We start from the raw sequence: 24,936 nt of genomic DNA, 5'->3' as shown, positions 1-24,936 counted from the left end.
CAGTGGCTGAGATCAGCGTGGTCCTTCCCGGCGTCCTCCAGCCGCTCGCCGGCGGGCAGTCCATACTGACTACACCCGCCGACGGGGCGGTGACTGTGGGTTCCGTGCTGGATTCCGTGACCGGGACCTATCCGGTTCTGGCCAGGCGGTTGCGGGACGAGACGGGTGCGCTCCGCCGCTACGTGAATATTTACGTGAACGGTGAGGAGGTCCGGCGTCTCCGCGGCCTGGAAACGGAAGTTTCTGCCGGCCAGGAAGTGCTGATTATTCAGTCGGTGGCTGGCGGCTAGCTGGCTCAGGCGACCCGCCAGACGCTGCATTCGTCCGTATTGATGGCCTTGCGCATGCCCGAGTGATGATCCATGATCCACACGACGCCGATGCCCGGGGCTGTCTCCTGAACGCTGCCGCGGCGGACGATGACGTCGTCATAGCTGGGGCCTACCGACAGGCGGGCCTCGATCTCGTCGCCGCGATGCAGCTGGTCCAGGGCACGGACCCGGGTGATGTGGGGTTTGGCTTCCTTCAACATGGCGTGGCCTCCTGAGCTGGAGCTGGTGCCTGCAATTGCCGGCACAACCAAGTGTGGCCTGGCATTGTTGCGCACGCGTTTCCTGCCCGTTAGCGCCCGGTTAGTTTCCGGCGCCGAAGCGGTTTCCGCAGGTCAGCAGCTGGACTCGTTCCTCGGCAGTCTGAGGTACGGCGAGTAAGCAGCACGCACAACACCCGGCTAAGCCCTCGAGTGTCAACCATTGACCGCCGATTCTTCTGGAACAAGACTTTCAGTGGGCCAGCAGCCCGCCACCGTCGACCAGGAGGAGCCAGCGATGACCACGCAGGAAACCGAGGCAGAAGCGGCCTACCGCGCCGGTAGGGAGTGGTTCAAGAGTGCCGTGGTCTACCAGATTTATCCGCGCAGCTTCGCTGACTCGGATGGCGACGGCGTTGGCGACCTCCGCGGGATCATCGGCAAGCTGGACTACCTGCAAAAGCTGGGGGTCGACGTCGTCTGGCTTTCGCCGGTGTACCGCTCGCCGCAGGATGACAACGGCTACGACATCAGCGACTACCGCGATATCGATCCCGTGTTCGGGAGCCTGGAGACCCTCGATGAACTGCTGGACGGCCTGCACTCGCGGGACATGAAGCTGGTGATGGACCTGGTGGTGAACCACACCTCGGACGAGCACCCGTGGTTCGCGGAGTCCCGCTCCAGCAAGGACAACCCCAAGCGGGACTGGTACTGGTGGCGGCCGCCCCGCGAGGGTGCCGGGCCGGGTGCACCTACTCCTGGGATGCCGGGTGCGGAACCCAACAACTGGGGCTCGGCGTTCTCCGGGCCCGCCTGGGAGTACGACGCGGGGACGGGGGAGTACTACCTGCACCTGTTCTCCAGGAAGCAGCCGGACCTCAACTGGGAAAACCCGGAGGTGCGGGCCGCCGTGTACGACATGATGAACTGGTGGCTGGACCGCGGCGTGGACGGCTTCCGGATGGATGTCATCAACTTCATCTCCAAGGAGCAGTCGCTGCCGGACGGCCCGCAGGCCGAAGGCATGCTCTACGGCGACGGCGGCCCGCACTTCATCTGCGGCCCGCGCATCCACGAGTTCCTGCAGGAGATGCACCAGGAGGTCTTCGCAGGCCGGGACAAGGACCTGCTGACCGTGGGAGAAATGCCGGGCGTCACCGTTGGGGACGCCGCACTGTTCACGGATCCCGGGCGCCGGGAGGTGGACATGGTGTTCCAGTTCGAACACGTGGCACTGGACCAGGAGGGCGGCAACAAGTGGCGGCCCAAGAAGCTGCTGCTCACCGACCTGAAAAAGTCTCTGGGCCGCTGGCAGGAAGGGCTCGCGGAGCGCGGCTGGAACAGCCTCTACTGGGGCAACCACGACCAGGCCCGCGCCGTCTCCCGGTTCGGCGACGACGGGCAGTACCGCGAGCTGTCTGCCAAGATGCTGGCCGCCGTCCTGCACCTGCACCGCGGCACGCCGTACGTTTACCAAGGCGAAGAGCTGGGCATGACCAACATGGCGTTCGGCGCCATCAGCGACTACCGCGACATCGAAGTCCTCAACCACCACCGCGAGGCCACCACGCACCTGGGCCACACCGACGCCGAGGTCCTCGCCGCCCTCGCGCCGCTGAACCGGGACAACGCCCGGACACCCGTGCAGTGGGACGCCAGCAGGCACGGCGGCTTCACCACCGGGGCGCCCTGGATAGCTGTGAACCCCAACGCGAACACCATCAACGCCGCCGCCCAGGTGGACGACCCCGACTCCGTCTTCAGCTTCTACCGCAGGGTGATCGCCTTCCGGCATGCAGACCCCGTCGTGGCCTACGGGGATTTCACGATGCTGCTGCCCGACGACGAACACGTCTACGCGTTCACGCGCTCGCTTCCGGAGGCGGAACTGCTGGTGCTGGGCAACTTTTCGGGGACCGCCCGGACGGCCGAACTCGACGACGGCTGGCTTAGCGGCGGCGGCTTGGACGGCCGGGGAGCGGCGGAGCTGGTGCTGGGCAACTACCCGCCGCACGCCAGTGAACTGCAGCCATTGGACCTGCGCCCGTGGGAGGTGAAGGTGTTCCGCCGGGACCTTTAGGTCCGAAGGCCTGGCGCCTCTAGGGCGCCAGGCGGTCGCCGGGCCGGTGGACCCGGAACCAGCGGTAGCCGTACCGTCCCAGCTCAACGGTGAACCCGCCGTCGGCCTCCAACGGTACGTTCCCGCCGTCGAACAGGTCCAGCAGGATGGCGTCCCGGAAGGCCCGCGGCGGACTGTCCCCGGATGCGACGTTCGCGGCGACCTTGACCGGCTCCTCGCCGAAGTTGTGCAGCAGCACCACCGTGGTCTCCGCCGAGCTGCAGCGATGCGCAAACACGGCCGGTTCCGGCTGTTCGAGCACGGCGAACTCGCCCCAGCCCAGCTCCGGTGATTCGCGGTACCGCTGGATCAGCGTGACCATGAAGTTCCACAGCGACTCCGGGTCCCGTTTGGCGCTGGCCGCGTTGACCTTTTCGGGGCCGTACTCCCCACGGGCCAGCGGGACCACCAGCTCGGACACCTTCGCGCTGGAGAAGCCGCCGTTCTTTTCGCCGTTCCACTGCATGGGCGTGCGGACGGCCGCGCGGCCCTTCTGCCGCAGGTCCTCGCCCATGCCGATCTCCTCGCCGTAGAAGAGCACCGGCGTGCCCGGCAGGGAGAACATCAGGGAGTAGACCATCCGGATCCGGTCGGCGTCGCCGTCCAGCATCGGCGGCAGCCTGCGCCGCAGCCCTCGGCCGTAGAGCTGCATGTTCTTGTCCGGTCCGAAGGCGGCGAAGACCTCCTCCCGCTCGCCGTCGCTGAGCTTGTCCAGGGTGAGCTCGTCATGGTTGCGGACGAACATCGCCCAGTGGTTGTCCGGATGCAGCTGCGGGCGCGTCTTCAGCGTCTCGGCCAGCGGGCGGGCGTCCTGCCTGGCGAGCGACAGGTAGATGTGCTGCATGGCCATGAAGTCGAACTGCATGTTCAGCTCGTTGCCTTCCGCCCCGCCGAAATACTCCAGCTGGTCCTTGTACGGCAGGTTCACCTCGCCCAGCAGGACCGCCCCGCCGTTGCGCCGGTTGACGAAGCTGCGCAGAGCGCTGAGGTAGTGGTGCGGGTCGATGGTGGCCGCCTCGTCCTTGGGCGCGCCGCGGGTCTCCAGGAAAAACGGCACCGCATCCAGCCGGAAACCGTCGAGCCCGAGCTCCAGCCAGAGGCCCATGGCCTTGGCGATCTCGTTGCGGACCTTGGGGTTGGTCACATTGAGGTCCGGCTGGTGCTCCATGAACATGTGCAGGTACCACTCGCCGGTGGCGTCGTCCTGCGTCCAGATGGAGGTCTGCTCGCCAGGGAACACCACCTCGGAGGACGTGTCCGGCGGCGGATCGCTCCGCCAGACGTAGTAGTCCCGGTACGGGTTGTCCACCGATTTGCGGGCCTCGACGAACCAGGGGTGCTGGTTGGAGGTGTGGTTGACCACGAAGTCCGCGATCACCCGGATGCCACGGTCCTTCGCGGTACGGATGAACTCCACAAAGTCGCCCAGCGTGCCCAGCCGCCGGTCGACGTCGAAGAAGTCCGTCACGTCGTAGCCGTCGTCCCGGTCCGGTGACGGATAGAAGGGCATCAGCCAGATGCAGTTCACGCCCAGCGCCGCCAGATAGTCCACGCGCTGGGTCAGGCCGCTGAAATCACCGGTGCCGTCGCCGTCGTGGTCAAAGAAGGTTTCCACGTCCAGGCAGTAGACGACGGCGGTCTTCCACCACAGGTCCGATGTCTCCGCGATGTTCATGCCACCGGCACCTTCCGCAGCTGCGGCAGGACGCTGTCCGCGAAGGCGTCGATGAACGGCGCCTGGTCCTGCCCCACGAAGTGGAGGTACAGCTCGTCGAAGCCGAGTTCCAGGTACTCGCCCAGCCACTCCACGTGGCGGTCCAGGCTGGCGGAGACGTTCACCGATTTCCGGACCTGGGCCTCCCCGACGTCGGTGCTGACGCCGTCGAAGTGCGCCGCCGTCGGCAGATCCCAGGGGACGGGCGGGGCGAAGACGTTCGAACGCCACTGGTCCAGGGCAATGGCGACGGCGTCCTCCTCCCGGGGAGCCCAGGACAGGTGGATCTGCAGCACGGCCTTCCCCTGGCCGCCCTCGGACCGGTACGCCGCCAGTATTTCGGTGAGCTTTTCGGCCGGCTGGTTCACCGTCACTAGGCCGTCAGCCCAGCCCGCTGCCCTGCGGGCCGTTTCCACGCTGATGGCGGGTGCGATCAGGGGCGGCGGGGGCGATGGCACATCCCAGATCCGCGCCTGCTCCACGGTGACGAGGCCGTGGTGGGTGACTTCCTCGCCGGCGTGCAGCCGGCGGATGACGTCCACGCACTCCTCCAGCCGTTGCTGGCGGGTCTCCTTCAGCGGCCAGGGGTCGCCGGTGACGTGCTCGTTCATGTTCTCGCCGCTGCCCGGAGCCATCCAGAACCTGCCCGGAAACATGGACGCCAGCGTGGCCGAGGCGTGCGCGATGATGGCCGGGTGGTACCGCTGTCCTGGTGCGGTGACCACGCCGAAGCGCAGGTTGGTGCTGGCCAGGGCAGCCCCGAGCCAGGACCACGCGAAGCCCGAGTGCCCCTGCCGCGCAGACCACGGTTCGATGTGGTCCGAGCACATGGCGGCGTCGAAGCCGGCCTCCTCGGCACGTTGCACGTCCTTCAGGAGCTGGCCGGGGCTGATCTGTTCGTGCGATGCGTGGAAACCGATAGCTGCCATCGTTAATGTCTACCGGCGAGGTGGGGGCCGTGTCGAGGGCGGTGGCGAGTCGCGGTGTGTGCGACGAGGGCGGCCGAGGGGGTGGCGCCCGGACGGGTGCCGGGCAAGAATGGGGCCTATGCAGCTGCCGGTTATGCCCCCCGTCGCCCCCATGCTGGCCAAATCGGTCGGCGCCATCCCCGAAGGCCGCCTGAGCTACGAGCCGAAGTGGGATGGATTCCGCTCCATCATCTTCCGCGACGGCGACGACGTGGAGATCGGCAGCCGCAACGAGAAGCCGATGACGCGCTACTTCCCCGAAATCGTGGAGGCGCTGAAGGCCAACCTGCCGCCCAAATGCGTGCTCGACGGCGAGATCGTCCTGGTGGGCTCCTCCGGGGACCGGCTGGACTTCGACGCCCTGCAGCAGCGGATCCACCCCGCCGCCAGCAGGGTCAAGATGCTCTCCGAGCAGACGCCGGCAAGCTTCGTGGCCTTCGATTTGCTGGCCCTCGGCGACGAGGACTTCAGCGGCCGGCCCTTCGCCGAGCGGCGCGCCGCCCTGGAACAGGCCTTCGCCGCCGCCAGCGCCCCGGTCCACCTGACCGCTGCCACCCAGGATCCGGAGCTGGCGGTGAAGTGGTTCCACCAGTTCGAGGGCGCGGGACTCGACGGGATCATTGCCAAGCCGCTGGACGGGCCCTACCAGCCGGACAAGCGTGTGATGTTCAAGATCAAGCACGAACGGACCGCCGACTGTGTCCTGGCCGGCTACCGCGTGCACAAGAGCGGCCCGGACGCGATCGGCTCGCTGCTGCTGGGCCTGTACAAACCCGACGGCGAACTCGCCAGCGTGGGCGTGGTGGGGGCCTTTCCGATGAAGCGGCGCAAGGAGCTCTTCGAGGAACTCCAGCCCCTGGTCACCAGCTTCGACGAGCACCCGTGGGCCTGGGCCAAGCAGGAGGACGGCACCAGGACACCCCGCAACGCGGAGGGCAGCCGCTGGAGCGCGGGCAAAGACCTGTCCTTCACGCCGCTGCGGCCGGAACGGGTGCTGGAAGTGAAATACGACCACATGGAAGGCGAGCGGTTCCGCCACACGGCGCAGTTCGTCCGCTGGCGGCCGGACCGGGACCCGGAGTCCTGCACGTATGAACAGCTCGAGGAACCGGTGAAGTTCGACCTCGCCGAGGTGCTCGCCACCCGAGCGCCAGTAAGAACCCTGGCGGCCCGCCGTCGTGACCTTCTTTGAAACCAAATCGGCCCAAAACGCCGCGACCCGCCGGTCGTGACCCGGTTTCTGGAGCAAACAGGGTCACGACGGCGGGACGCACGCTAGGTAGGCGGGCTGAGTTGGGCTACTTGAGCCCCAGCTCCTTGGTGGGAACGTTGAAGGTTTCCCTGGCCGTCAGGGCCGAGATGGCGGCGACGCCGCAGATGACGGCGGTGAAGATGCTGATCTGCACCCAGCCGCCGGGCTTGATGCCGCCCATGGCCGCGACGATGGCAGGGGCGAAACCGGCCATCAGGAAGCCGAGCTGCGTGCCGATGGCCAGGCCGGAAAAGCGGACCTTGGTGCTGAACATCTCGGCGTAGAAGGACGGCCAGACGGCGTTCGCGGCGGCATAGCCGCAGGAGAAGAAGGCGATGGCGGCCAGAAACATCAGGGGCACGTTGCCGGACTCGAGGCTGAGCAGGAACAGCGGGGCCAGGGCCGCGCTGGACAGGGCGCCGTAGATGTAGACCGGCTTCCGGCCGATCCGGTCGGCCAGCTTGCCGAAGAGCGGCTGGGTGCCGAGGGCCACGAGGTTGGCGCCCACCACGAGCCAGAGGGTGATGGTGCCGTCCACGCCGGCGACGGTCTTGGCGTAGCTGATGGCGAGGGTGCCGAACACGGTGGAGACGGCGGAGATGAAGGCGCAGCAGATGACGCGGAGGACGTCGCGCCAGTGGGCCTTGAGCAGGTCTGCCACGGGCAGCTTGGCAATCTGGGCCGACTTCTGGGCGGCTTCGAAGGCCGGCGGCTCGTGCAGGGTGCGGCGGATGAAGAACGCGACCATCACCACCACGGCGCTGAGCCAGAAGGGGATCCGCCAGCCGATGCCGTACTTGATCTCGTCCGGGAGGGCGAGGACCGGAATGAAGACGAGCGCCGCCAGGATCTGGCCGCCCTGGGTGCCGGTGAGGGTCCACGAGGTGAAGAAGGAGCGCTGGTTGTCCGGAGCGTGCTCCAGGGTCATGGAGGATGCGCCGGCCTGTTCACCGGCAGCCGAGAGGCCCTGGCACAGGCGGGCCAGCACCAGCAGCGCCGGCGCCCACCAGCCCACGGTGTTGAAGTCCGGCAGGCAGCCGATCAGGAAGGTGGAGGCACCCATGAGGACCAGGGTGAACATGAGGACCTTGCGCCGGCCCACACGGTCGCCGAAGTGGCCCAGGATGACGGCGCCGACGGGCCGCGCGATGTAGGCAAAGCCGAACGTCGCAAAGGACATGATGGCGGCATTGGCGTCTGCGTTCGGGAAGAACACGTGCGGGAAGATCAGTGCGGCTGCGGAGCCGAAGATAAAGAAGTCGTAGTACTCGACGGCGCTGCCGAGGAAACTGGCAAGGGCTGCCTTCTTCGGTGTCCCGGCCGGGGCAGCAGTGCCCGCCGTTGTGGACTGGGTGGTCTGGCTCATGGTGTTCCTTCAGGGGGACGACGTTGTCGCGGGACAGATCAGGGGTCGCGGCCGCAGTCCTTGTTGGGGGAGGGGCAGCTGGAGGTCCTTGGAAAGACCCGGACTCAGTAGCCACATGGTGAGAGCTACTTGTGCGATACAGCAATGATGGCTGTGAGGGCAGTCACCTGTCAAGAAACTTGATCACGATCTAGAAATAGCTCTCACATTGTGGCAACATCGACTCATGAGTGTGAAGGAAGCCACAGGCGAAGACGCCTCTTCAAATGTCCCCGCTGAAGCCGAAACCCCCGCCGAAGAAACAAAACCTGCCAAGGGCGAATCCCGCACCGACATGGTGGGCAAGGCGCTGGGTTTGCTGGTCCTGCTGGGGGATGAGCCCCGCGGAGCCAGCGCGGCGGAGATCTCGCGCCGGGCGGACCTTCCCTTCAGCACCACCTACCGGCTCCTCGGCTCGCTCACGCGCGAGGGCTTCGTCGACTACGAGCCGGACGGGCGCCGCTACCACCTCGGCCTGCGCATATTCCAGCTCGGCCAGCGGGTCTCCAACCACCACGGCTTTGCCGGCACGGCGCTGCCCATCCTGCGCCGGGTCACCGAGCAGACGGGTGAGGCCACCATCCTGTCCGTCCGCGACGGCATCCACCACCTCACCGTGAACAAGGTGGACGGCCCGCAGACCTTCCGTGTGACCAGCGACCCCGGCTTTCTCGGCGCGCTCCACACTACCTCCGTCGGCAAGGCACTCGTCGCCTTCGCCGAGGACGAGGACCGGGAGAAGCTGCTCGAGGAGCTTCCGCTGGAGCCGCTGACCGCCCTGTCCATCACCGACCGCGACGCCTTCCGCGCCGAGATCGAGAAGGTCCGGCGGCAGGGCTACGCGGTCATGGACGAGGAAAATGAACTGGGCATGCGGGCCATCGCCGTGCCGGTCTTCAACTCCCAGGGCGTCGCCTTCGCGTCCCTGGCCACCGCTGTTCCGGTGTTCCGGCTCAGCATGGAGGCGCTGGTGGCCCTGGTTCCCCTGCTGCAGGCGGCCGCCGTCGAGCTTTCCGCCCGGCTTCCGCAGCGCTAGGCCGCTGCGAAAAGGGCCAGCCAAAACTATTTTGTTCGTATCTAGAACAAGAGTGCATCATATGAACTTTTCCTGTACCGTTATCCATATCACCCGGCCAGCAGGGGGCGCAGCAGGCGCCCAAGCCGGCCGAGTGCCGTTGTCAAAGGAGCCGCACGCATGAGCAATCGAACCGAGTCTTACCTCATAGGACTTGTCGGGGACGGCGTGATGCCGTCGCTCACGCCGTCGATGCACGAGCGCGAAGGCGACGTCCAGGGCGTCCGCTACCTGTACCGGCCCATCGACCTGCACGAGCTCGACCTGCCGGCCACCGCCGTCGGCGACCTGCTGCAGAGCGCCTACCGGATGGGCTTCAACGGGCTGAACATCACGCACCCGTGCAAGCAGCTGGTCCTCGGGCACCTCGACGAGATCGCCCCCGACGCCGAGCGCCTCGGCGCCGTCAACACCGTCGTGATCCAGGACGGCCGGTTCATCGGCCACAACACAGACTTCTCCGGCTTTGCAGCCGCCCTCGCCTCCGGTCTCCCCGACGCCAAGCTGGACCGCGTGGTGCAGCTGGGAGCGGGCGGCGCCGGATCCGCCGTCGCCTACGCCCTGCTCACCGCCGGCGTGCAGACGCTGGAGCTCGTGGACATGGATCCGGCGCGCTGCGCCGAACGCGCCGCCGAGCTGGCCGGCTTCTTCCCGGACCGCACCGTCACCGCGCGCACGACGGCGGAGCTGCCGCAGCTGATGCCTGCCGCTGACGGTCTGGTGCACTGCACCCCCGTGGGCATGGCCGCCCACCCCGGCACCCCGCTGGACATGGCGCTCGTGGAGCCCCGGCACTGGGTGGCGGACATCGTCTACCGCCCGATCGAAACCGAGCTGGTCCGCGAGTCGCGGGCCAAAGGTTGCCAGGTGCTCGACGGCGGACGCATGGCCGTGGGCCAGGCCGCCGACGCCTTCCGCATCTTCACCGGACTCGAGCCCGACGCCGAACGCATGCGCGCACACTTCCTGGAGCTCATTGCGGCGGAAGAGGTGGCCGTCTGATGCGCACCGGAATCGCCACCGTCTGCCTCTCCGGCACGCTGAAGGAAAAGATGCAGGCCTGCGCCGTCGCGGGCTTCGACGGCATCGAAATCTTCGAGCAGGACCTGGTCACCTCATCGCTCAGCCCCGAGGACGTCCGCAAGATGGCCGCCGACCTGGGCCTCACGCTGGACCTCTACCAGCCGTTCCGTGACTTCGACAGCGTGACCGAGGACCTGCTCGCCGCCAACCTCCGCCGGGCCGAGGCCAAGTTCCGGCTCATGTCCCGGCTGGGCATGGACACCATCCTGGTCTGCACCAACGTGGCCACCGCCACGATCGACGACGACGGACTCCGCGCCGAGCAGCTCGCCGCCCTGGCAGACCTCGCCGGTGAGCACGGCGTCAAGGTCGCCTACGAGGCGCTCGCGTGGGGCAGGTACGTCAACGACTACGAGCACGCCCACCGCCTCGTGAAGACGGTGGACCACCCCAACCTCGGCACCTGCCTGGACTCTTTCCACATCCTGTCCCGCGACTGGGACACCGCGCCGATCGAGGACATCAGCGCCGAGAAGATCTTCTTCGTGCAGGTTGCCGACGCCCCCGAGCTCTCCATGGACGTGCTCTCGTGGAGCCGGCACTACCGCGTCTTCCCGGGCGAGGGCCAGTTCGAGCTCGCCAAGTTCATGGGCCACGTGGTCCGCGCCGGCTACACCGGGCCGGTGTCGCTGGAGGTCTTCAACGACGTCTTCCGCCAGTCCGACGTCGAACGCACCGCCGTCGACGCCATGCGTTCGCTGATCTGGCTGGAGGAGCAGAGCGCCAAGTGGCTGGACAGTGCCTCCTTCGGCGCCACCGGTGCCGCCGGCAGGCAGGCGGCATCCCGCCGTCGTTATCCCATGGAACTGGCCACCCTCCCGCAGGTGGCAGAGCCTGCCGGCTTCAACTTCGCCGAGGTCAAGGCCGCGGACACCGGAGTGCTGGAAAAGGTGCTCGGCCAGCTCGGCTTCGAGTTCAACGGACGCCACCGCACCAAGGACGTCCAGCTCTGGACGTTGGGGCACGCTCGGGTGATCATCAACGAACAGGCGCCCGCCGCGGCTGAACCCGCCATTGCCGCCCTCGGCTTTGACGTCGACTCCCCGGTGATTGCCTCGGCCCGAGCCCAGCAGCTCAAGGCCCCCGTGGTTCCCCGGAAGAGCCAGGCCAACGAGGAAGTGTTCCAGGGCTTCGCCGCCCCGGACTCCACCGAGATCTTCCTGTGCCAGGGCAACCCGGACGGGACGGCGGCCTGGACTGCTGAATTCGGGCAGGGGTTGGAGGTTCCATCCGGCGCCCGGACCGCGGTGATCGACCACGTGAACCTGGCCCAGCCGTGGCAGCACTTCGACGAGGCTGTCCTCTTCTACACGAGCGCCCTGGCGCTGGAGCCGCAGCCATACGCCGAGGTGGCCAGCCCCAGCGGGCTGGTCCGGTCGCAGGTCATGCAGACGACGGACCGGGACGTGCGCCTCGTCCTGAACCTGGCGCCGGTCATCCAGCAGGACGGCGCGGATTCGGGAACGGCCCCGCGGAAGACCTACCAGGAGCACATCGCCTTCGCGGTGGATGACCTGGTGGCAACAGCCCGCGCCGCCAGCGCCCGGGGACTGGCCTTCCTGCAGATCCCGGAGAACTACTACGAAGACCTGGACGCGCGCTTCGACCTCGAGCCCGGTTTCCTCGACACCCTCCGGGACCTCAACCTGCTGTACGACCGCGACGCCGACGGCGAGTTCCTGCACTTCTACACCGCCACGGTGGGCAGCGTGTTCTTCGAAATGGTGGAACGCCGCGGCAACTATGACGGCTACGGGGCACCCAACGCGCCGGTGCGCCACGCCGTCCAGTACGACCACCTGCACCAACTGACCAAGTAACCACAGCCCAATCAAAAAAGATTGCCCAACCACAGATGGAAAGGAGGCTGCTGTGCCTGAAGACGTGAATCTCGCAACGTACAACGCCGACGCGCTGACCGAGGACCTGTCGGACGCAGTACCCGCCACCCCGGCCGCCGCACCGGCAGAGAAGCCGCGCGTGGAAACCCAGCAGGATCTCACCGCCGAGATCAAGGCCATCGGAGATGCCTACGCCCGGGCGCTGAAGGACGGTGCGGCGCCGGAAACCCAGCCGCGCCTGGACTTCGCGCCGTACCGCAGCAGCCTCCTGCGCCACCCCACCAAGAGCCTGCACCACGCGGACCCGGAAACCATCGAGCTGTACTCCCCGGCTTTTGGCCACCAGGACGTCCATGCCCTGGAATCGGACCTGACCATCCAGCACAACGGGGAACCGCAGGGCGAACGCATCATCGTCGCCGGCCGCGTGCTGGACGGCGACGGCCGCCCGGTAGCCGGCCAGCTGGTGGAGATCTGGCAGGCCAACTCCTCCGGCCGCTACATCCACAAGCGCGACCAGCACCCCGCACCGCTGGACCCCAACTTCACCGGTGTGGGCCGCTGCATCACCGGCCCGGACGGCTCCTACCGCTTCACCACCATCAAGCCCGGCGCCTACCCCTGGAAGAACCACCTCAACGCCTGGCGTCCCGCGCACATCCACTTCTCGCTGTTCGGCCAGGAGTTCACGCAGCGGATCGTCACCCAGATGTACTTCCCGGGCGACCAGCTCTTCCCGCTGGACCCGATCTACCAGTCGATCGTGGACCAGGATGCCCGCGACCGCCTCGTGGCCACCTACGACCACGACCTGACCCAGCCCGAATGGGCCCTGGGCTACAACTGGGACATCGTCCTGACGGGCTCCAAGCGGACCTGGACCGAGAACGAGGCGCTGGGCGCGGAGGGCGACGACCATGAGTAACTCCACCAAGCTGGTTCCCACCCCGGGCCAGACCGTCGGCCCGTTCTACGGCTACGCCCTGCCCTACGACAAGGACCGCGAACTGCTGGCGCCCGGATCCCCGGGCTCCATCCGCCTGCAGGGCACCGTCTACGACGGCGCCGGGCACACGATTCCGGACGCCATCCTCGAAATCTGGCAGCCGGACTCCGAGGGCAACATCGTGCACAAAACCGGCTCGCTGGTCCGTGACGGCTACACCTTCACCGGCTTCGGCCGCAGCGCCGTCGGCAACACCGGCATCTACACGTTCACCACGGTGAACCCGGGCCCCACCGAACCCGGCGCAGCAGCGTTCATCTCCGTCGCGGTCTTTGCCCGCGGCCTGATGAACCGCCTCTTCACCCGCGTCTACCTGCCGGAGAACGAGGAAGCACTGGCGAAGGACCCGCTGCTGTCCTCGCTGGACCCCGAGCGCCGCAAGACGCTGATCGCGCGCCGCGACGCCGACGGCGGGCTCACCTGGGACATCCGGCTGCAGGGTGAGGGCGAAACCGTCTTCCTCGACTTCGAGGGAACCGGAACCGGGGGCGCCGCAAAGTGACCGGCTTCCAGGCAGCGGGCGCCGGCGGTGGCCTTTCCGGCAATGCCGGGCTCCACGGCGATGCGGGACTGAACGGTGACTTCGGCCTGCTCAGTCCTGTCTCGGCGTCGCCCCTGGTTGCGGCGCTGACCGGTGACCGGGCCGTCCTCGCGGCGATTCTCGCCGTCGAAGCCGGATGGGCCGCGGTGCTGGAGCAGCATGACCTCGCTCCCGCCGGCACCGCTGCCGTGGTGGCCCACGCCGCCGACGCCTCCCGGTACGATCTTGCCGATATTTCCCGCCGGGCGCAGGGCGGTGGGAACCCGGTCATCCCTCTGCTGGCCGACCTCCGGGCCCAGGTCAAGGCCCTGGACACTGGAGGGTCGGGCGCAAACGGTGTTGGTGCTGCGAAGGCAGTGCACACCTCGCTGACCAGCCAGGACGTGCTGGACACGGCCCTGATGCTGGTGGCCCGCAACACCGTCGAAGCGCTGCTCGCCGACGTGAAAGGCACGACGGCGGCCCTCGCCCGGCTGGCGGAGAAGCATGCGGACACGCTGTGCGTCGGCAGGAGCCTGACCCAGCACTCGCTGCCGTTCACCTTCGGGCTTCGGGCTGCGCAGTGGTTCCATGGGCTGGCGGCCGCGGCACGCCGGCTCGAGGCACTGGAGCTGCCGATGCAGTTCGGCGGCGCGGCGGGCACGCTGGCCGCGGGGACCGTGTTGACTGCCAATGCAGGGGTCACGTCCGGTTCCGCCGCCACGGATCCCTTTGCACTGTCTGACGCGCTGGCCGCCCAGCTGGGCCTGGCCGCAGCGCCGGCACCTTGGCACACCAACCGGCTGGCCGTGACGTCGCTCGGCGACGCCGTGGCTTCCGTGGTGGACGCGCTCGGCAAGATCGCCGCGGATGTCCTGTTCCTGAGCCGTCCCGAGGTTGCCGAAGTGGCCGAACCGCGCGCCCCCGGCCGTGGAGTTTCCTCGGCGATGCCGCAGAAGCAGAATCCCGTGCTGTCCGTGCTGGTCCGCAGCGCAGCCCTCCAGGCCCCCGGCCTGGCTGCGCAGCTGCACCTTGCCGCGGCAACCTTCAACGACGAACGCCCCGACGGAGCATGGCACACCGAATGGCCGGCCCTGCGCCAGCTGCTCGCGCTGGGCCTCGGCTCCGCCGGCCACATCCGGGAACTCGCCGAAGGGCTTCAGGTCTTCCCCGACGGCATGCGGCGGAACCTGGACATGTCCGGCCCGCTGCTGCTCAGCGAGGGCGTGTCCGCCGCGGTGGCACCGCTCCTGGCTGGTGACGGAACCAGTGGAACCGGTGACGGGAAGCAGCAGCTGCAGGCCGTCGTCGACAAGACGCTGCAGGCACCGGTGCCCGAACAGGCCGCCACCTACCGCCGGCTGCTGCGCGAGGCCGTCCCCGCGGATGCGCTTTCTGACGCCCAGCTGGAGGAGCTGCTCAATCCCGCCAGCTACCTCGGACAGGCAGCCGGGATCTCGCGGCGGATCCTGGCGGCTTTCCCGGACTTTGCGCTTACTTCAACCGAACCAGACGGAAACGGAGATTCCCGTGGCTAAACCAGCAGTCAAGGCAGTGCTGCTTTCCCCCCAGCGCACGCTGGGGGACAAACCGCTCCTCATCGTCGGGCCGTCGCTCGGCACCTCCTCGGTGCTGTGGGCCCAGGTCGGCTCGCTCCTGGGCAATGATTACGACGTCGTCGCCTGGGACCTGCCCGGCCACGGCGTCTCTCCCGCCGCCGCCGAAACGTTCAGCGTCGCGGACCTGGCGGACACCGTCGTCGAACTCGTCGACTCGATCGCGCCCGGCGAGAAGTTCCACTACGCCGGCGTGTCCCTGGGCGGGGCCACCGGCCTGCAGCTGGGCATCAAGCACGGCGACCGGCTGAAGAGCCTTTCCGTGCAGTGTTCCGGCGCCAAGCTCGGCACCCCCGAGGGCTGGCTGGAACGCGCCGAAACCGTCCGCAGCCAAGGCACTCCCGTGATGATCCAGGGCTCCGCCGAACGCTGGTTCGCGCCCGGATTCATGGACCGCGAACCCGAACTCAGCAGCCGGCTCCTGCACTCCCTGCGCGACGCCGACCGCCTCAGCTACGCCTTCTGCTGCGAGGCCCTGGCCGGCTTCGATGTCCGCGACCAGCTCGGCAGCATCACCGTCCCGACGCAGGTGGTGGCGGGTGCGCTGGACGGCGTGGCCCCGCCGTCGTTCGCCGAAGAGGTGGCCGCCGGAATCACCTCCGGTGGAGGCACGGCTTCCGCAGCCACGGTGGAAGGTGTGGCGCACCTGGCGCCCGCCGAGGCGCCCGCCCATGTGGCCGAGCTGATGCGGAGCCTCATCTCCTGGACCGAAACGCGCGGAGCTGCCAAGTGAGCGGCGCCGAGCGCCACGGGGTGGTCCAGCCGGACGCCACCAGCCAGGAGATTTACGACGGCGGCATGGTGGTCCGGCGCGAAGTGCTCGGCGACGCGCACGTGGACCGGGCAAACGCCAAGAAGGATGCCTTCACCGAGGACTTCCAGGACATGATCACCCGCATCGCGTGGGGCGGCATCTGGACCCGTCCGGGCCTGCCGCGCCAGATGCGCTCCGCCGTCACCATCACCGCAATGGTGGCGCACGGGCACTGGGAAGAACTGGCCATGCACATCCGCGCGGCCATCACCAACGGACTGAGCAGGGACGAGATCAAGGAAATCCTGCTGCAGACCGCCATTTATTGCGGAGTTCCCTCCGCCAACACCGCCTTCAAAACAGCCCAGCAGGTCTTCCATGAAATGGACAACACCGCAATGGACAGCGCCGCAATGGACAGCCCTGCAACTGACACCACACCCAACTAGGTAGCAGCAGATGGCGTTCTGAGCCCTCAGAACGCCCTGAAGTGCTACCCAGTTGGGCCCAGAGAATTCGAGGAACCCCATGAATCAGGCTTTTGTTTACGACGCCGTACGCACGCCGTTCGGGAAGTTCGGCTCCGGCCTTGCCGGGGTCCGTCCCGATGATCTTGCCGCGCATGTGATCGGCGAGTCCGTTCGCCGGGCTCCCGGAATGGACGTGGAGCGGATCGACGAGGTGGTGTTCGGCAACGCCAACGGCGCCGGCGAGGAGAACCGCAACATCGCCCGGATGGGGACGCTGCTGGCCGGGCTTCCGGTCTCGATCCCGGGCACCACGGTGAACCGTTTGTGTGGTTCGTCGCTGGATGCGGCGATCATCGCGTCCCGGCAGATCAACGCCGGTGACGCGGACCTGGTCCTGGTGGGCGGGGCCGAGTCGATGAGCCGGGCGCCGTGGGTGCTGCCCAAGACGGAGAAGCCCTACCCGGCCGGGGACATGACGCTGGCGTCCACCACGCTGGGCTGGCGCCTGGTGAACAAGGCCATGCCCAAGGAGTGGACCATTTCCCTGGGCGAGGCGACCGAGCGTTTGCGTGAGAAGTACGGCGTGACCCGGGCCCAGCAGGACGAGTTCGCCGCTGCCTCGCACAACCTGTCAGCCGCGGCCTGGGACGAGGGGTTCTACGACAACCTGGTGGCCCCGGTGCCCGGCACGGACCTGGTCCGCGATGAGAGCATCCGCCCGGGTTCCTCGGCCGAGAAGCTGGCCGGGCTGAAGACGGTGTTCCGCGCAGAAGCTGCCGACGCTGCATCGGGAACCACCGGCGGCGGCACGGTCACCGCCGGGAATGCGTCGCCGCTGTCCGACGGCGCCTCCGCGGCGTGGATAGGGTCCGAGAACGCGTCCTCGATCCTGGGCCTGGAGCCGCTGGCCCGGGTCGCGGGCCGCGGTGCGCACGGCAACGACCCCCAGTTCTTCGGGTTCGCCCCGGTGGAGGCGGCGAACAAGGCCCTCGCGAAAGCGGGAATCGGCTGGGACCAGGTGGGCGCCGTCGAACTCAACGAGGCGTTCGCCGCGCAGTCCCTGGCGTGTATCAACGCCTGGGGCATCGACCCCGCAATCGTGAACCGCCACGGCGGCGCGATCGCGATGGGCCACCCGCTCGGCGCGTCCGGCACCCGCATCCTGGGCACCCTCGCCCGGTCCCTGCAGGCCTCCGGGCAGCGGTGGGGTGTGGCGGCGATCTGCATCGGCGTCGGCCAGGGCCTCGCCGTTGTACTCGAAAACGTCACCGCTGGAAAGGCGTAGGGAAATGCTGAACTTTGTAGATTCTGTCCAGGAGGCGGTCGCGGCCGTCAAGGACGGCTCCACCGTGATGATCGGCGGGTTCGGCAACGCCGGCCAGCCGTTCGAACTGATCGATGCGCTGCTGGAGTCCGGTGCGACGGACCTGACCGTGGTGAACAACAACGCCGGCCAGGGCGACCAGGGCCTCGCGCTGCTGATCAAGGAAGGCCGGGTCCGCAAGATGATCTGCTCCTTCCCGCGGCAGTCCGACTCCTGGCACTTCGACGCCAAGTACAAGGCCGGGCAGATCGAACTCGAACTGGTGCCGCAGGGCAACCTCGCCGAACGCATCCGCGCCGCCGGTGCCGGGATCGGCGGGTTCTTCACGCCCACCGGGTACGGGACCATGCTGGCCGAGGGCAAGGAAACCCGCGTCATCGACGGCCGCGGCCAAGTGTTCGAGACGCCCATCCACGCGGACGTCGCCCTGATCAAGGCGCTGAAGGCCGACGGCGTCGGGAACCTGATCTACCGCAAGACGGCCCGGAACTTCGGCCCGATCATGGCCGCCGCGGCCAAGCACACGATCGTGCAGGTGTCCGAGATTGTGCCCACCGGCGCGCTGGACCCGGAGAACATCGTGACCCCCGGCATTTACGTCAACAGCATCGTCCGTATCGATTCCAGCGGTGCGTCCGCCGCCGGCAGCGCAGAACAGGTGGCCTGAGAGATGAGCCTCGTAGAAACGTCCATCCAGACGTCCGAAACCCCGCTCGGCCGCGACGACCTCGCCCGCCTCGTCGCCCGCGACATCAAGCCGGGATCGTTCGTGAACCTGGGCATCGGCCAGCCCACTCTGGTGTCAAACTACCTCAAACCGGAGCAGAACATTACCCTGCACACCGAGAACGGCATGCTGGGCATGGGGCCGGTGGCCACCGGGGACCAGATCGACGGGGACCTCATCAACGCCGGCAAGATCCCCGTCACCGAACTGCCGGGCGCGTCCTACTTCCACCACGCCGACTCGTTCGCGATCATGCGCGGCGGCCACCTGGACATCTGCGTCCTCGGCGCGTTCCAGGTCTCCGCGACCGGTGACCTCGCCAACTGGCACACCGGGGCGCCGGACGCGATCCCGGCCGTGGGCGGCGCGATGGACCTGGCCACCGGCGCCAAAGACGTGTTCGTGATGATGACCCTCCTGACCCGCGAAGGCGCCTCCAAAATCGTGGAAGCCTGCACTTACCCGCTCACCGGCGTGGGCTGCGTGACCCGCGTCTACACCGACAAGGCCGTCTTCCTCACCGGACCCGACGGCGTCCGCGTCCGCGAAACCTTCGGCTGCACCCTCGAGGAACTCCAGGCTCTGGTGCCCGTCCCCCTCTCAGCAGCCCCCGCCGTCGAGCACTGAGGCTTTCCCCCACGTCCCAGCGCGAACTGGCAGCAAATGACCGCAAATCCGGGTTTTGAGGGCATTAGCTGCCAGTTCGCGCGAGTGGTGGCGGGGCCGGAAGTGCCCGTTCGCGCCGATTAGGATTGGTAACCATGACCGACGCAGCAGCAGCGACCACGCCTCGGGCCGGCCGCCCGCCGAAAGACCGCGTGACGCCGACGGCGAGCGACCAGTATGTGCAGTCGCTCGCGCGCGGGCTGGCCGTGATCCGCGCGTTCGACACCGAGCATGCCGACATGACGCTCACCGAGGTGGCTGCCCGCACGGATCTCACGCGCGCCACGGCCCGGCGTTTCCTGCACACGCTGGTGGAGCTCGGCTACGTCCGGACCGACGGCAAGACTTTTGCGCTTACGGCCCAGGTGCTGCAGCTCGGCTACGCCTACCTTTCAGGTCTCTCCCTGCCGCAGCTGGCCCAGCCGCACCTTGAAGAGCTGTCCCTGAAGCTCGGGGAGTCGACGTCGGCAGCGGTGCTGGACGGGACGGACATCGCCTACATCGCCAGGGTGACAACCCGCCGGATCATGACCATCGGCATCACCGTTGGCACCAGGTTCCCCGCTTATGCGACGTCGATGGGCAGGGTGCTGCTCGCCGGGCTCCCGCCGGACCAGCTGAAGGAATACCTGGCGGCGGCGGAGATCAAGCCACTCACTCCACGCGCTATCGGCACGGTGAAGGACCTGCTTGCCGTCCTGGATAAAGTCCGGGCTCAGGGCTGGTGCCTCTTGGACCAGGAGCTCGAATTGGGGCTGATGTCCGTGGCCGCGCCTGTTTATCACGGCCCGAAGGTGGTGGCCGCCGTCAACGTCTCGCTGCAGGCGCAGTCAGTGGCCGCCAAACCGGACCGCGAGGCCTACCTCGAATCCGTGCGGAAGGAAATCGTGGCCACGGCTGAGCGAATCTCCACCGACTTCTCCAGCGGTCGGTAAGCGGATTATTCGAATGCCGTCAGCCCTTCATTAGCGTTGCTCGCGCCTTGTTCAGAAATGCGCTTCTGTCTCCTCTAAATCGAAACACTGCCGAGAGGAGGAGATTCATATAACCATGGCCAACCCAGTTTGAATCGTCCTCGAGTTCTTTCTCGATCGATTTTCGGTCCAAGGGGACGAACGTCAACTTGTTCGTCTCCCAATCATCCGGCGCTCCCCCAAGTTTTCTTGCGCCTTGAATTACCGCGTTTGTCCATTTGGTCTGAGTGAGATCCACATGGCCCAGCAAGGCCCACTCGTAACGCGTCACATCACATATGAGGCTGTGGAATGTGATTCTGCTTCGAACGTCGGGATCGTCGCTCAAGTCAAGGCCGAGTTCCTCCTCCATGCCCCTTAATGCCGTCAGGTAAGGGTCCGGCAAGTTCGTCTTTGGATCGACATCGGCCAAGGCCATGCCCTCGTTTACGGATATGTGCCGGAGGTTCTTCGCGCTGCTGGCTTTGGCGCTTCGTTGCGTCAACAACAGGTGATCATCCGCAGTCTCGATGGTGAGATTGATACCGAACGAGTTGGAAAGCCCGGGGAGTACGTCCCTCAGGTCTTCTGCCGTAAGCTCCTGGCCCGCGTCGAGGTCCTTGTATTTCGTTTCCCATGCGGAAGCGATCACCTGAAACGTCGCGTAGTCCGTGATTCCGTAGCCGAGGTCAACCGTGGGCTCTTCGTGATTGCCCACCCGGGAGACTCTTAACCGTCGAAGGGCCAGTTTTTCGGCATTCCAGGCCTCTGGGGCAGCGTCCAGTTCCAGCCGTTTTGCTTCGATCGCCTCTTGGAGGCGAGCGGGCGCAGCAGGCTGGAGCGGCAATCTCAGCTTGCTGATGAGGCTCGGAGCGGGTTGATTCGGTACTCTGCTCGCTGTTAGGTGGCCGGGTGCGAATCCGCTCGGTGCGAATTGCAGAACGTAAATTTGGTGCTTGGCAGCACCGACGGCGAACGTTTCGGCGCCACCAATGAGCTTTTCGTCCCGCAGGCGCCGGCGGCGCCGGTGCATTCTTCCAAACGACGCGTACCAAAGGGGCTGAATGACGCGTCCCGTGACGTTGAGGAATTTCTCAGCACCGATCCCTGCGGCAGCGCCCACCACCGTAGTAACCGTGAACGACCAAACTTCCGAGACCCAGTCAGACATTCCATCAGCATATGTGACCTGCCGCATCAAACTCGCGGTTGAGCGGCTTTCCGGGGTTTCCCCGGCGGGCGATAGTTGTAATGCAGCTTACTGAACAGGCCCATTCAAGTCAGCAGCGTTCATTCTCCTTGGGGTCGTCAGTGGAAGTAGTCGTTGCGGCGGGTTTTCCCTTCGGGCCGAGTTCCGGTGGGGTTTTCAACTAGGGGCAACGTCGGTGACTTCGATGATCAGTGTTCTCTGTGGATGGGGTGATGGTGGCGCCGAGCAGGACGCCGTGCCGGTGCTGGTGGTTCCGCGGATAGCCCTAAGCGGCCCGCCACCCTCCCGCCGCGCGCCCTTGGGCCATAGACTCTAGCCAACTACGTGCAGCAGCGCCGCTCCGTCAATCCCGCCCCGGCGGGAACCCAAAAGAGCAGAAGCCGCTGTACCCGTTGGAAGGGAAGTGGCGGGTGAAGCTGGGGATAGCGCGGGAGCGCCGCGAAGGCGAGCGGCGGGTCGCTGCGACGCCGGAAACCGTAAAGCAGCTGGCGGGACTGGGCCTTGAGGTGCTGGTCGAATCCCGGGCGGGTGTTTCCGCCGGGCATGCCGACGACGAATACCGCCAGGCAGGCGCCCAGATCGTTGACGACCTCGATCCCGCCGGGCTGGACATCCTCGCCCACGTCCGCCCGCTGGAACTTCCGACGGCGACAGCCCTGAAGCGCGGCGCCGTCACCGTGGGCCTGGCCTCGCCGTCGTCCGAACTCGCCACCGTCAGGGCGCTGGCCGAAGGCGGAGTCACGTCCTTCGCACTGGAACTCGTGCCGCGCATCTCCCGGGCCCAGTCCATGGACGCCCTGTCGTCGCAGGCCCTTGTGGCCGGCTACCGCTGCGTCCTCGAAGCCGCCATCCGCCTGCCCCGCTTCTTCCCGCTCTACATGACCGCCGCCGGAACCGTCCCGCCCGCGCGGGTGCTGGTACTCGGCGTCGGCGTGGCCGGGCTGCAGGCGATCGGAACGGCGAAGCGGCTCGGCGCCCGAGTCTCCGCCAACGACATCCGCCCCTCCTCCGCGGAAGAGGTCACGTCCATGGGCGGCACCTTCATCAAGCTGGATTTGGAGACAGCGGAGGCGGCCGGCGGGTACGCCCGCGAGCTCACCGCCGACCGCGGCGCCCTGCAGCGGCAGCTGCTGGCACCGCACGTTGCCGACGCCGACGTGCTGATCACCACGGCTGCTGTTCCCGGCCGGCACGCACCGCTCCTGGTGACCCGTGAAATGGTGCAGGGCATGCGCCCCGGATCGGTTGTCGTCGACCTTGCCGCGGAGTCCGGCGGCAACGTCGAGGGGTCCGTCGCCGGCCGGGACATCCACGTCCCCACAGCCGACGGAAAGGGGACCGTCGCCGTCGTCGGCCTCAAGGACGCGCCGTCGGCCATGCCCACGGACGCCTCCCGGCTCTACGCGAAGAACGTGGCCAACCTGCTGGCACTGATGACGAGGGACGGGGCGGTGGCCCCGGATTTCGACGACGACGTGATCGCAGGTGCGTGCCTGACGCACGACGGCGTGGTGCGGCATCCGCCGACCGCGGAGGCTCTCGCGGTGCTCAGCGACGAGTCGGACAACGAACTGGCCGACGAGTTGGCGAATGACCCAGTGAAGGCGTCCGAAAACGAGGGGGTGGTCTGATGGACGGCATCAGCCTGCTGACCATCACCGTGCTTGCGGTGTTTGTCGGCTTCGAAGTGGTGTCGAAGGTTTCCAGCACGCTGCATACGCCCCTGATGTCCGGAGCGAACGCGATCCACGGGATCATCCTGGTGGGTGCCATCATCGTCGCCGGCCAGGCCACGCACCCCTGGGTTCTCGCGGTGGCGCTGCTGGCGGTTGTGCTTGCCACGGCCAACCTGGTGGGCGGCTTTGTGGTGACGGACCGCATGCTGGAGATGTTCCGGGGCCGCAAGCCGGATAAACCGGCGAAGCCAGGTGCCGCGGCAGGTGCCGGTGCCACGCCAGGCGCGGGGACCACCCTGGGTGAAACCAAGGAGAACACGGAGGCCACGCGGTGACCCTCCTCGACCCCAATGTCACCGCCCTGCTCTACCTCGCGGCCGCCGTCTTCTTCATCCTGGCGCTGAAGGGCCTTAACTCCCCGCGCACCGCCCGCCGCGGGAACCTCATCGGCGCCTTCGGTGCGCTCGTCGCCGTCGTCACTGTCTTTTTCTCGACCCGGCTGGACAACGTCCCCCTGATCCTCGGCGCCATTGTGGTCGGTTCCGGTGTGGCCGCCCCCGTGGCCAGGCGCGTCAAGATGACCCAGATGCCGCAGCTCGTCGCCCTCTTCAACGGGGTGGGCGGCGGCGCCGCCGCCCTCGTGGCGCTGCTGGAACTGCCGCATGCGGAGGACGCCTGGGTGCGTGTCGCCGTCGTCTTCACCCTGCTGGTGGGGGCGGTCTCCTTCGCCGGTTCCGCCGTGACGTTCGCGAAGCTGCAGGAGCTCATGACCACTCGCCCCGTGGTGTTCCCCGGCCTGCCGGTGCTCATGGGCGCGGTGCTGCTCGCAGCGGTAGGCGCGGCTGCCGCCGTCGTGCTCGGCGGTTCGTTGGTCCTGGCCCTCCTGCTCTTGCTGCTGGGCCTGGTGGCAGGCGTGCTGCTGGTGCTGCCGGTGGGCGGCGCCGACGTGCCGATCGTCATCTCGCTGCTCAACGCCTTCACCGGCCTGGCGGTTGCGGCGTCCGGCCTGGTGCTGGGCAACGTGCTCCTGGTGGTGGCCGGCACGCTGGTGGGGGCGTCCGGCACCATCCTGACCCGGGCGATGGCCGCGGCCATGGGCCGCAGCGTGGCCGGCATTCTGTTCGGCGCGTTCCGGGGAGGTTCGACGGCGGGATCCACCGCCGTGAGCGACCGTCCGGTCCGCTCGTCGAGCCCGGAGGACGTGGCCGTGCTGCTGGGCTACGCGCAGCGCGTGATCATCGTCCCCGGCTACGGGCTGGCCGTGGCGCAGGGACAGCACACCGCCGCGGAGCTGGCGCAGGCCCTGGAATCCCGGGGTACCCGCGTGGACTTCGCCATCCACCCGGTGGCGGGACGCATGCCCGGGCACATGAACGTGCTCCTCGCCGAGGCAAATGTGCCCTACGAATCGCTCAAGGAAATGGGCGAGATCAACTCCGAGTTCCGCACCGCCGACGTCGCGCTGGTGGTGGGCGCGAACGACGTCGTGAACCCCGCCGCCAAGACCACCGCCGGCTCGCCGATCTATGGGATGCCGATCCTAGAGGTGGCGGACGCACGGCAGGTGGTGTTCCTCAAGCGCTCCATGCGCCCCGGGTTCGCGGGGATCGAGAACGACCTCATGTTCGAGCCGCAGACCACGCTGCTGTTCGGCGACGCCAAGGAGTCCCTGACGAAGGTGCTGGGCGCTGTGAAGGCCCTGTAGGCTGCAGCATCCGGGGCCCGTCCGCACCCTCTCCGACACGCCCTCGTTACTGAAATGTGACTTTGGGTGCCCAAGTGCGATAGCCTCGGCCGGTGCCCTGGTTCCGCTCGGGGCATTCCCGGGCAGAATGCCGAGCCCTGCCGCTGACCGGGATCCGTTCGCTATGACCAACAGGCAGGGACGGGGGAACCACCTTTGTACCGGCCTTGCGCGCCAAGGCCTAGGGGTTAAGTCCAGACGCTCCGCCTAGCGGCGGGCAGGACCGGGTGACTCCCATCCGAACCCGACAGCTCACCCCGCAGGCATGGGAGAGGCACATC

General features: G+C 67.5%; 23 protein-coding genes and 1 riboswitch. Of the genes, 18 read left to right on the top strand and 5 right to left on the bottom strand.

The features are described from left to right. Window positions 1-2 precede the first annotated feature (2 nt). The gene (locus tag ACHMXB_RS16925; RefSeq protein ID WP_395400206.1) at window positions 3-290 is read left to right on the top strand and encodes a MoaD/ThiS family protein; all 288 of its coding nucleotides are present in this window, start codon (window positions 3-5) and stop codon (window positions 288-290) included. Between the two features lie 5 nt (window positions 291-295). Here the strand turns inward: ACHMXB_RS16925 and ACHMXB_RS16920 are convergent, their stop codons facing one another. Next, on the bottom strand, window positions 296-532 hold the full coding sequence (locus tag ACHMXB_RS16920) for a hypothetical protein (protein WP_102972536.1): 237 nt from the start codon (window positions 530-532) through the stop codon (window positions 296-298). Window positions 533-827: 295 nt separating this feature from the next. On the opposite strand from ACHMXB_RS16920, the gene ACHMXB_RS16915 reads away from it, so the two are divergent. Next, on the top strand, window positions 828-2,612 hold the full coding sequence (locus ACHMXB_RS16915) for an alpha-glucosidase (RefSeq protein WP_395400204.1): 1,785 nt from the start codon (window positions 828-830) through the stop codon (window positions 2,610-2,612). A 19-nt stretch (window positions 2,613-2,631) separates the two neighbouring features. On the opposite strand, the gene ACHMXB_RS16910 is transcribed toward ACHMXB_RS16915, so the two are convergent. Both ACHMXB_RS16910 and ACHMXB_RS16905 read right to left on the bottom strand, forming a co-directional pair. Then, complete coding sequence (locus tag ACHMXB_RS16910; protein ID WP_395400202.1) at window positions 2,632-4,326, bottom strand: alpha-amylase family protein; 1,695 nt, start codon at window positions 4,324-4,326, stop codon at window positions 2,632-2,634. Then, complete coding sequence (locus ACHMXB_RS16905; RefSeq protein ID WP_395400200.1) at window positions 4,323-5,294, bottom strand: TIGR03885 family FMN-dependent LLM class oxidoreductase; 972 nt, start codon at window positions 5,292-5,294, stop codon at window positions 4,323-4,325. The genes ACHMXB_RS16910 and ACHMXB_RS16905 overlap by 4 nt, the downstream gene beginning before the upstream one ends. Before the next feature lie 118 nt (window positions 5,295-5,412). Between ACHMXB_RS16905 and ACHMXB_RS16900 the strand changes: the two genes are divergently transcribed. After that, the gene (locus ACHMXB_RS16900; protein WP_395400197.1) at window positions 5,413-6,525 is read left to right on the top strand and encodes an ATP-dependent DNA ligase; all 1,113 of its coding nucleotides are present in this window, start codon (window positions 5,413-5,415) and stop codon (window positions 6,523-6,525) included. A gap of 106 nt (window positions 6,526-6,631) precedes the next feature. Here ACHMXB_RS16900 and ACHMXB_RS16895 read toward each other — a convergent pair whose 3' ends face one another. Beyond that, window positions 6,632-7,951 (bottom strand): MFS transporter, encoded by a 1,320-nt coding sequence (locus ACHMXB_RS16895; RefSeq protein ID WP_395400195.1) that lies wholly within the window; start codon window positions 7,949-7,951, stop codon window positions 6,632-6,634. 226 nt (window positions 7,952-8,177) lie between these two features. Between ACHMXB_RS16895 and ACHMXB_RS16890 the strand changes: the two genes are divergently transcribed. The 12 genes from ACHMXB_RS16890 to ACHMXB_RS16835 all read left to right on the top strand — a co-directional run bounded on the left by ACHMXB_RS16890 (window position 8,178) and on the right by ACHMXB_RS16835 (window position 20,007). Continuing rightward, window positions 8,178-9,026 carry an IclR family transcriptional regulator gene (locus ACHMXB_RS16890; protein ID WP_395400193.1) on the top strand — a complete coding sequence of 283 codons (849 nt, stop codon included), beginning with the start codon at window positions 8,178-8,180 and terminating at the stop codon, window positions 9,024-9,026. Between the two features lie 159 nt (window positions 9,027-9,185). Continuing rightward, on the top strand, window positions 9,186-10,067 hold the full coding sequence (locus ACHMXB_RS16885; protein WP_395400191.1) for a shikimate dehydrogenase: 882 nt from the start codon (window positions 9,186-9,188) through the stop codon (window positions 10,065-10,067). Further along, window positions 10,067-11,968 carry a bifunctional sugar phosphate isomerase/epimerase/4-hydroxyphenylpyruvate dioxygenase family protein gene (locus ACHMXB_RS16880; RefSeq protein ID WP_395400189.1) on the top strand — a complete coding sequence of 634 codons (1,902 nt, stop codon included), beginning with the start codon at window positions 10,067-10,069 and terminating at the stop codon, window positions 11,966-11,968. Before ACHMXB_RS16885 ends, ACHMXB_RS16880 begins: the two co-directional genes overlap by 1 nt. Before the next feature lie 52 nt (window positions 11,969-12,020). Then, window positions 12,021-12,914, top strand: coding sequence for a protocatechuate 3,4-dioxygenase subunit beta (gene pcaH, locus ACHMXB_RS16875; RefSeq protein ID WP_395400187.1), 894 nt, complete (start codon window positions 12,021-12,023; stop codon window positions 12,912-12,914). Beyond that, entirely contained in the window at window positions 12,907-13,497 is a 591-nt protein-coding gene (pcaG, locus tag ACHMXB_RS16870) for a protocatechuate 3,4-dioxygenase subunit alpha (RefSeq protein WP_395400185.1), read from the top strand. Before pcaH ends, pcaG begins: the two co-directional genes overlap by 8 nt. A 68-nt stretch (window positions 13,498-13,565) precedes the next feature. Then, entirely contained in the window at window positions 13,566-15,053 is a 1,488-nt protein-coding gene (locus tag ACHMXB_RS16865) for a lyase family protein (RefSeq protein ID WP_395405314.1), read from the top strand. Next, complete coding sequence (locus ACHMXB_RS16860) at window positions 15,046-15,864, top strand: alpha/beta fold hydrolase (protein ID WP_395400183.1); 819 nt, start codon at window positions 15,046-15,048, stop codon at window positions 15,862-15,864. The genes ACHMXB_RS16865 and ACHMXB_RS16860 overlap by 8 nt, the downstream gene beginning before the upstream one ends. After that, complete coding sequence (gene pcaC, locus ACHMXB_RS16855; protein ID WP_395400181.1) at window positions 15,861-16,334, top strand: 4-carboxymuconolactone decarboxylase; 474 nt, start codon at window positions 15,861-15,863, stop codon at window positions 16,332-16,334. Before ACHMXB_RS16860 ends, pcaC begins: the two co-directional genes overlap by 4 nt. Window positions 16,335-16,413: 79 nt before the next feature. Further along, window positions 16,414-17,640 (top strand): thiolase family protein, encoded by a 1,227-nt coding sequence (locus ACHMXB_RS16850; protein ID WP_395400179.1) that lies wholly within the window; start codon window positions 16,414-16,416, stop codon window positions 17,638-17,640. A gap of 4 nt (window positions 17,641-17,644) precedes the next feature. Beyond that, window positions 17,645-18,346 carry a 3-oxoacid CoA-transferase subunit A gene (locus ACHMXB_RS16845; RefSeq protein WP_395400177.1) on the top strand — a complete coding sequence of 234 codons (702 nt, stop codon included), beginning with the start codon at window positions 17,645-17,647 and terminating at the stop codon, window positions 18,344-18,346. Window positions 18,347-18,349: 3 nt separating this feature from the next. Further along, complete coding sequence (locus ACHMXB_RS16840) at window positions 18,350-19,033, top strand: 3-oxoacid CoA-transferase subunit B (RefSeq protein WP_395400175.1); 684 nt, start codon at window positions 18,350-18,352, stop codon at window positions 19,031-19,033. A gap of 134 nt (window positions 19,034-19,167) precedes the next feature. After that, on the top strand, window positions 19,168-20,007 hold the full coding sequence (locus tag ACHMXB_RS16835) for an IclR family transcriptional regulator C-terminal domain-containing protein (RefSeq protein WP_395400173.1): 840 nt from the start codon (window positions 19,168-19,170) through the stop codon (window positions 20,005-20,007). A 19-nt stretch (window positions 20,008-20,026) separates the two neighbouring features. On the opposite strand, the gene ACHMXB_RS16830 is transcribed toward ACHMXB_RS16835, so the two are convergent. Next, window positions 20,027-21,196, bottom strand: coding sequence for a hypothetical protein (locus ACHMXB_RS16830; RefSeq protein ID WP_395400171.1), 1,170 nt, complete (start codon window positions 21,194-21,196; stop codon window positions 20,027-20,029). 449 nt (window positions 21,197-21,645) lie between these two features. Between ACHMXB_RS16830 and ACHMXB_RS16825 the strand changes: the two genes are divergently transcribed. From ACHMXB_RS16825 to ACHMXB_RS16815, 3 genes are read left to right on the top strand one after another with little or no spacing between them, the layout of a single operon-like run. Beyond that, window positions 21,646-22,866, top strand: a complete 1,221-nt coding sequence (locus ACHMXB_RS16825; protein ID WP_395400169.1) for a Re/Si-specific NAD(P)(+) transhydrogenase subunit alpha — start codon at window positions 21,646-21,648, stop codon at window positions 22,864-22,866. After that, window positions 22,866-23,246, top strand: a complete 381-nt coding sequence (locus tag ACHMXB_RS16820) for an NAD(P) transhydrogenase subunit alpha (protein WP_395400167.1) — start codon at window positions 22,866-22,868, stop codon at window positions 23,244-23,246. Before ACHMXB_RS16825 ends, ACHMXB_RS16820 begins: the two co-directional genes overlap by 1 nt. Further along, on the top strand, window positions 23,243-24,616 hold the full coding sequence (locus ACHMXB_RS16815) for an NAD(P)(+) transhydrogenase (Re/Si-specific) subunit beta (RefSeq protein WP_377991349.1): 1,374 nt from the start codon (window positions 23,243-23,245) through the stop codon (window positions 24,614-24,616). Before ACHMXB_RS16820 ends, ACHMXB_RS16815 begins: the two co-directional genes overlap by 4 nt. A 149-nt stretch (window positions 24,617-24,765) precedes the next feature. After that, a riboswitch (cyclic di-AMP (ydaO/yuaA leader) is annotated at window positions 24,766-24,934 on the top strand. Window positions 24,935-24,936: the final 2 nt, after the last annotated feature.

The organism is Arthrobacter sp. UC242_113, assembly GCF_044054585.1.
Taxonomy (GTDB): Bacteria; Actinomycetota; Actinomycetes; order Actinomycetales; family Micrococcaceae; genus Arthrobacter.
This window is presented reverse-complemented; position numbering and strand designations above follow the sequence as displayed.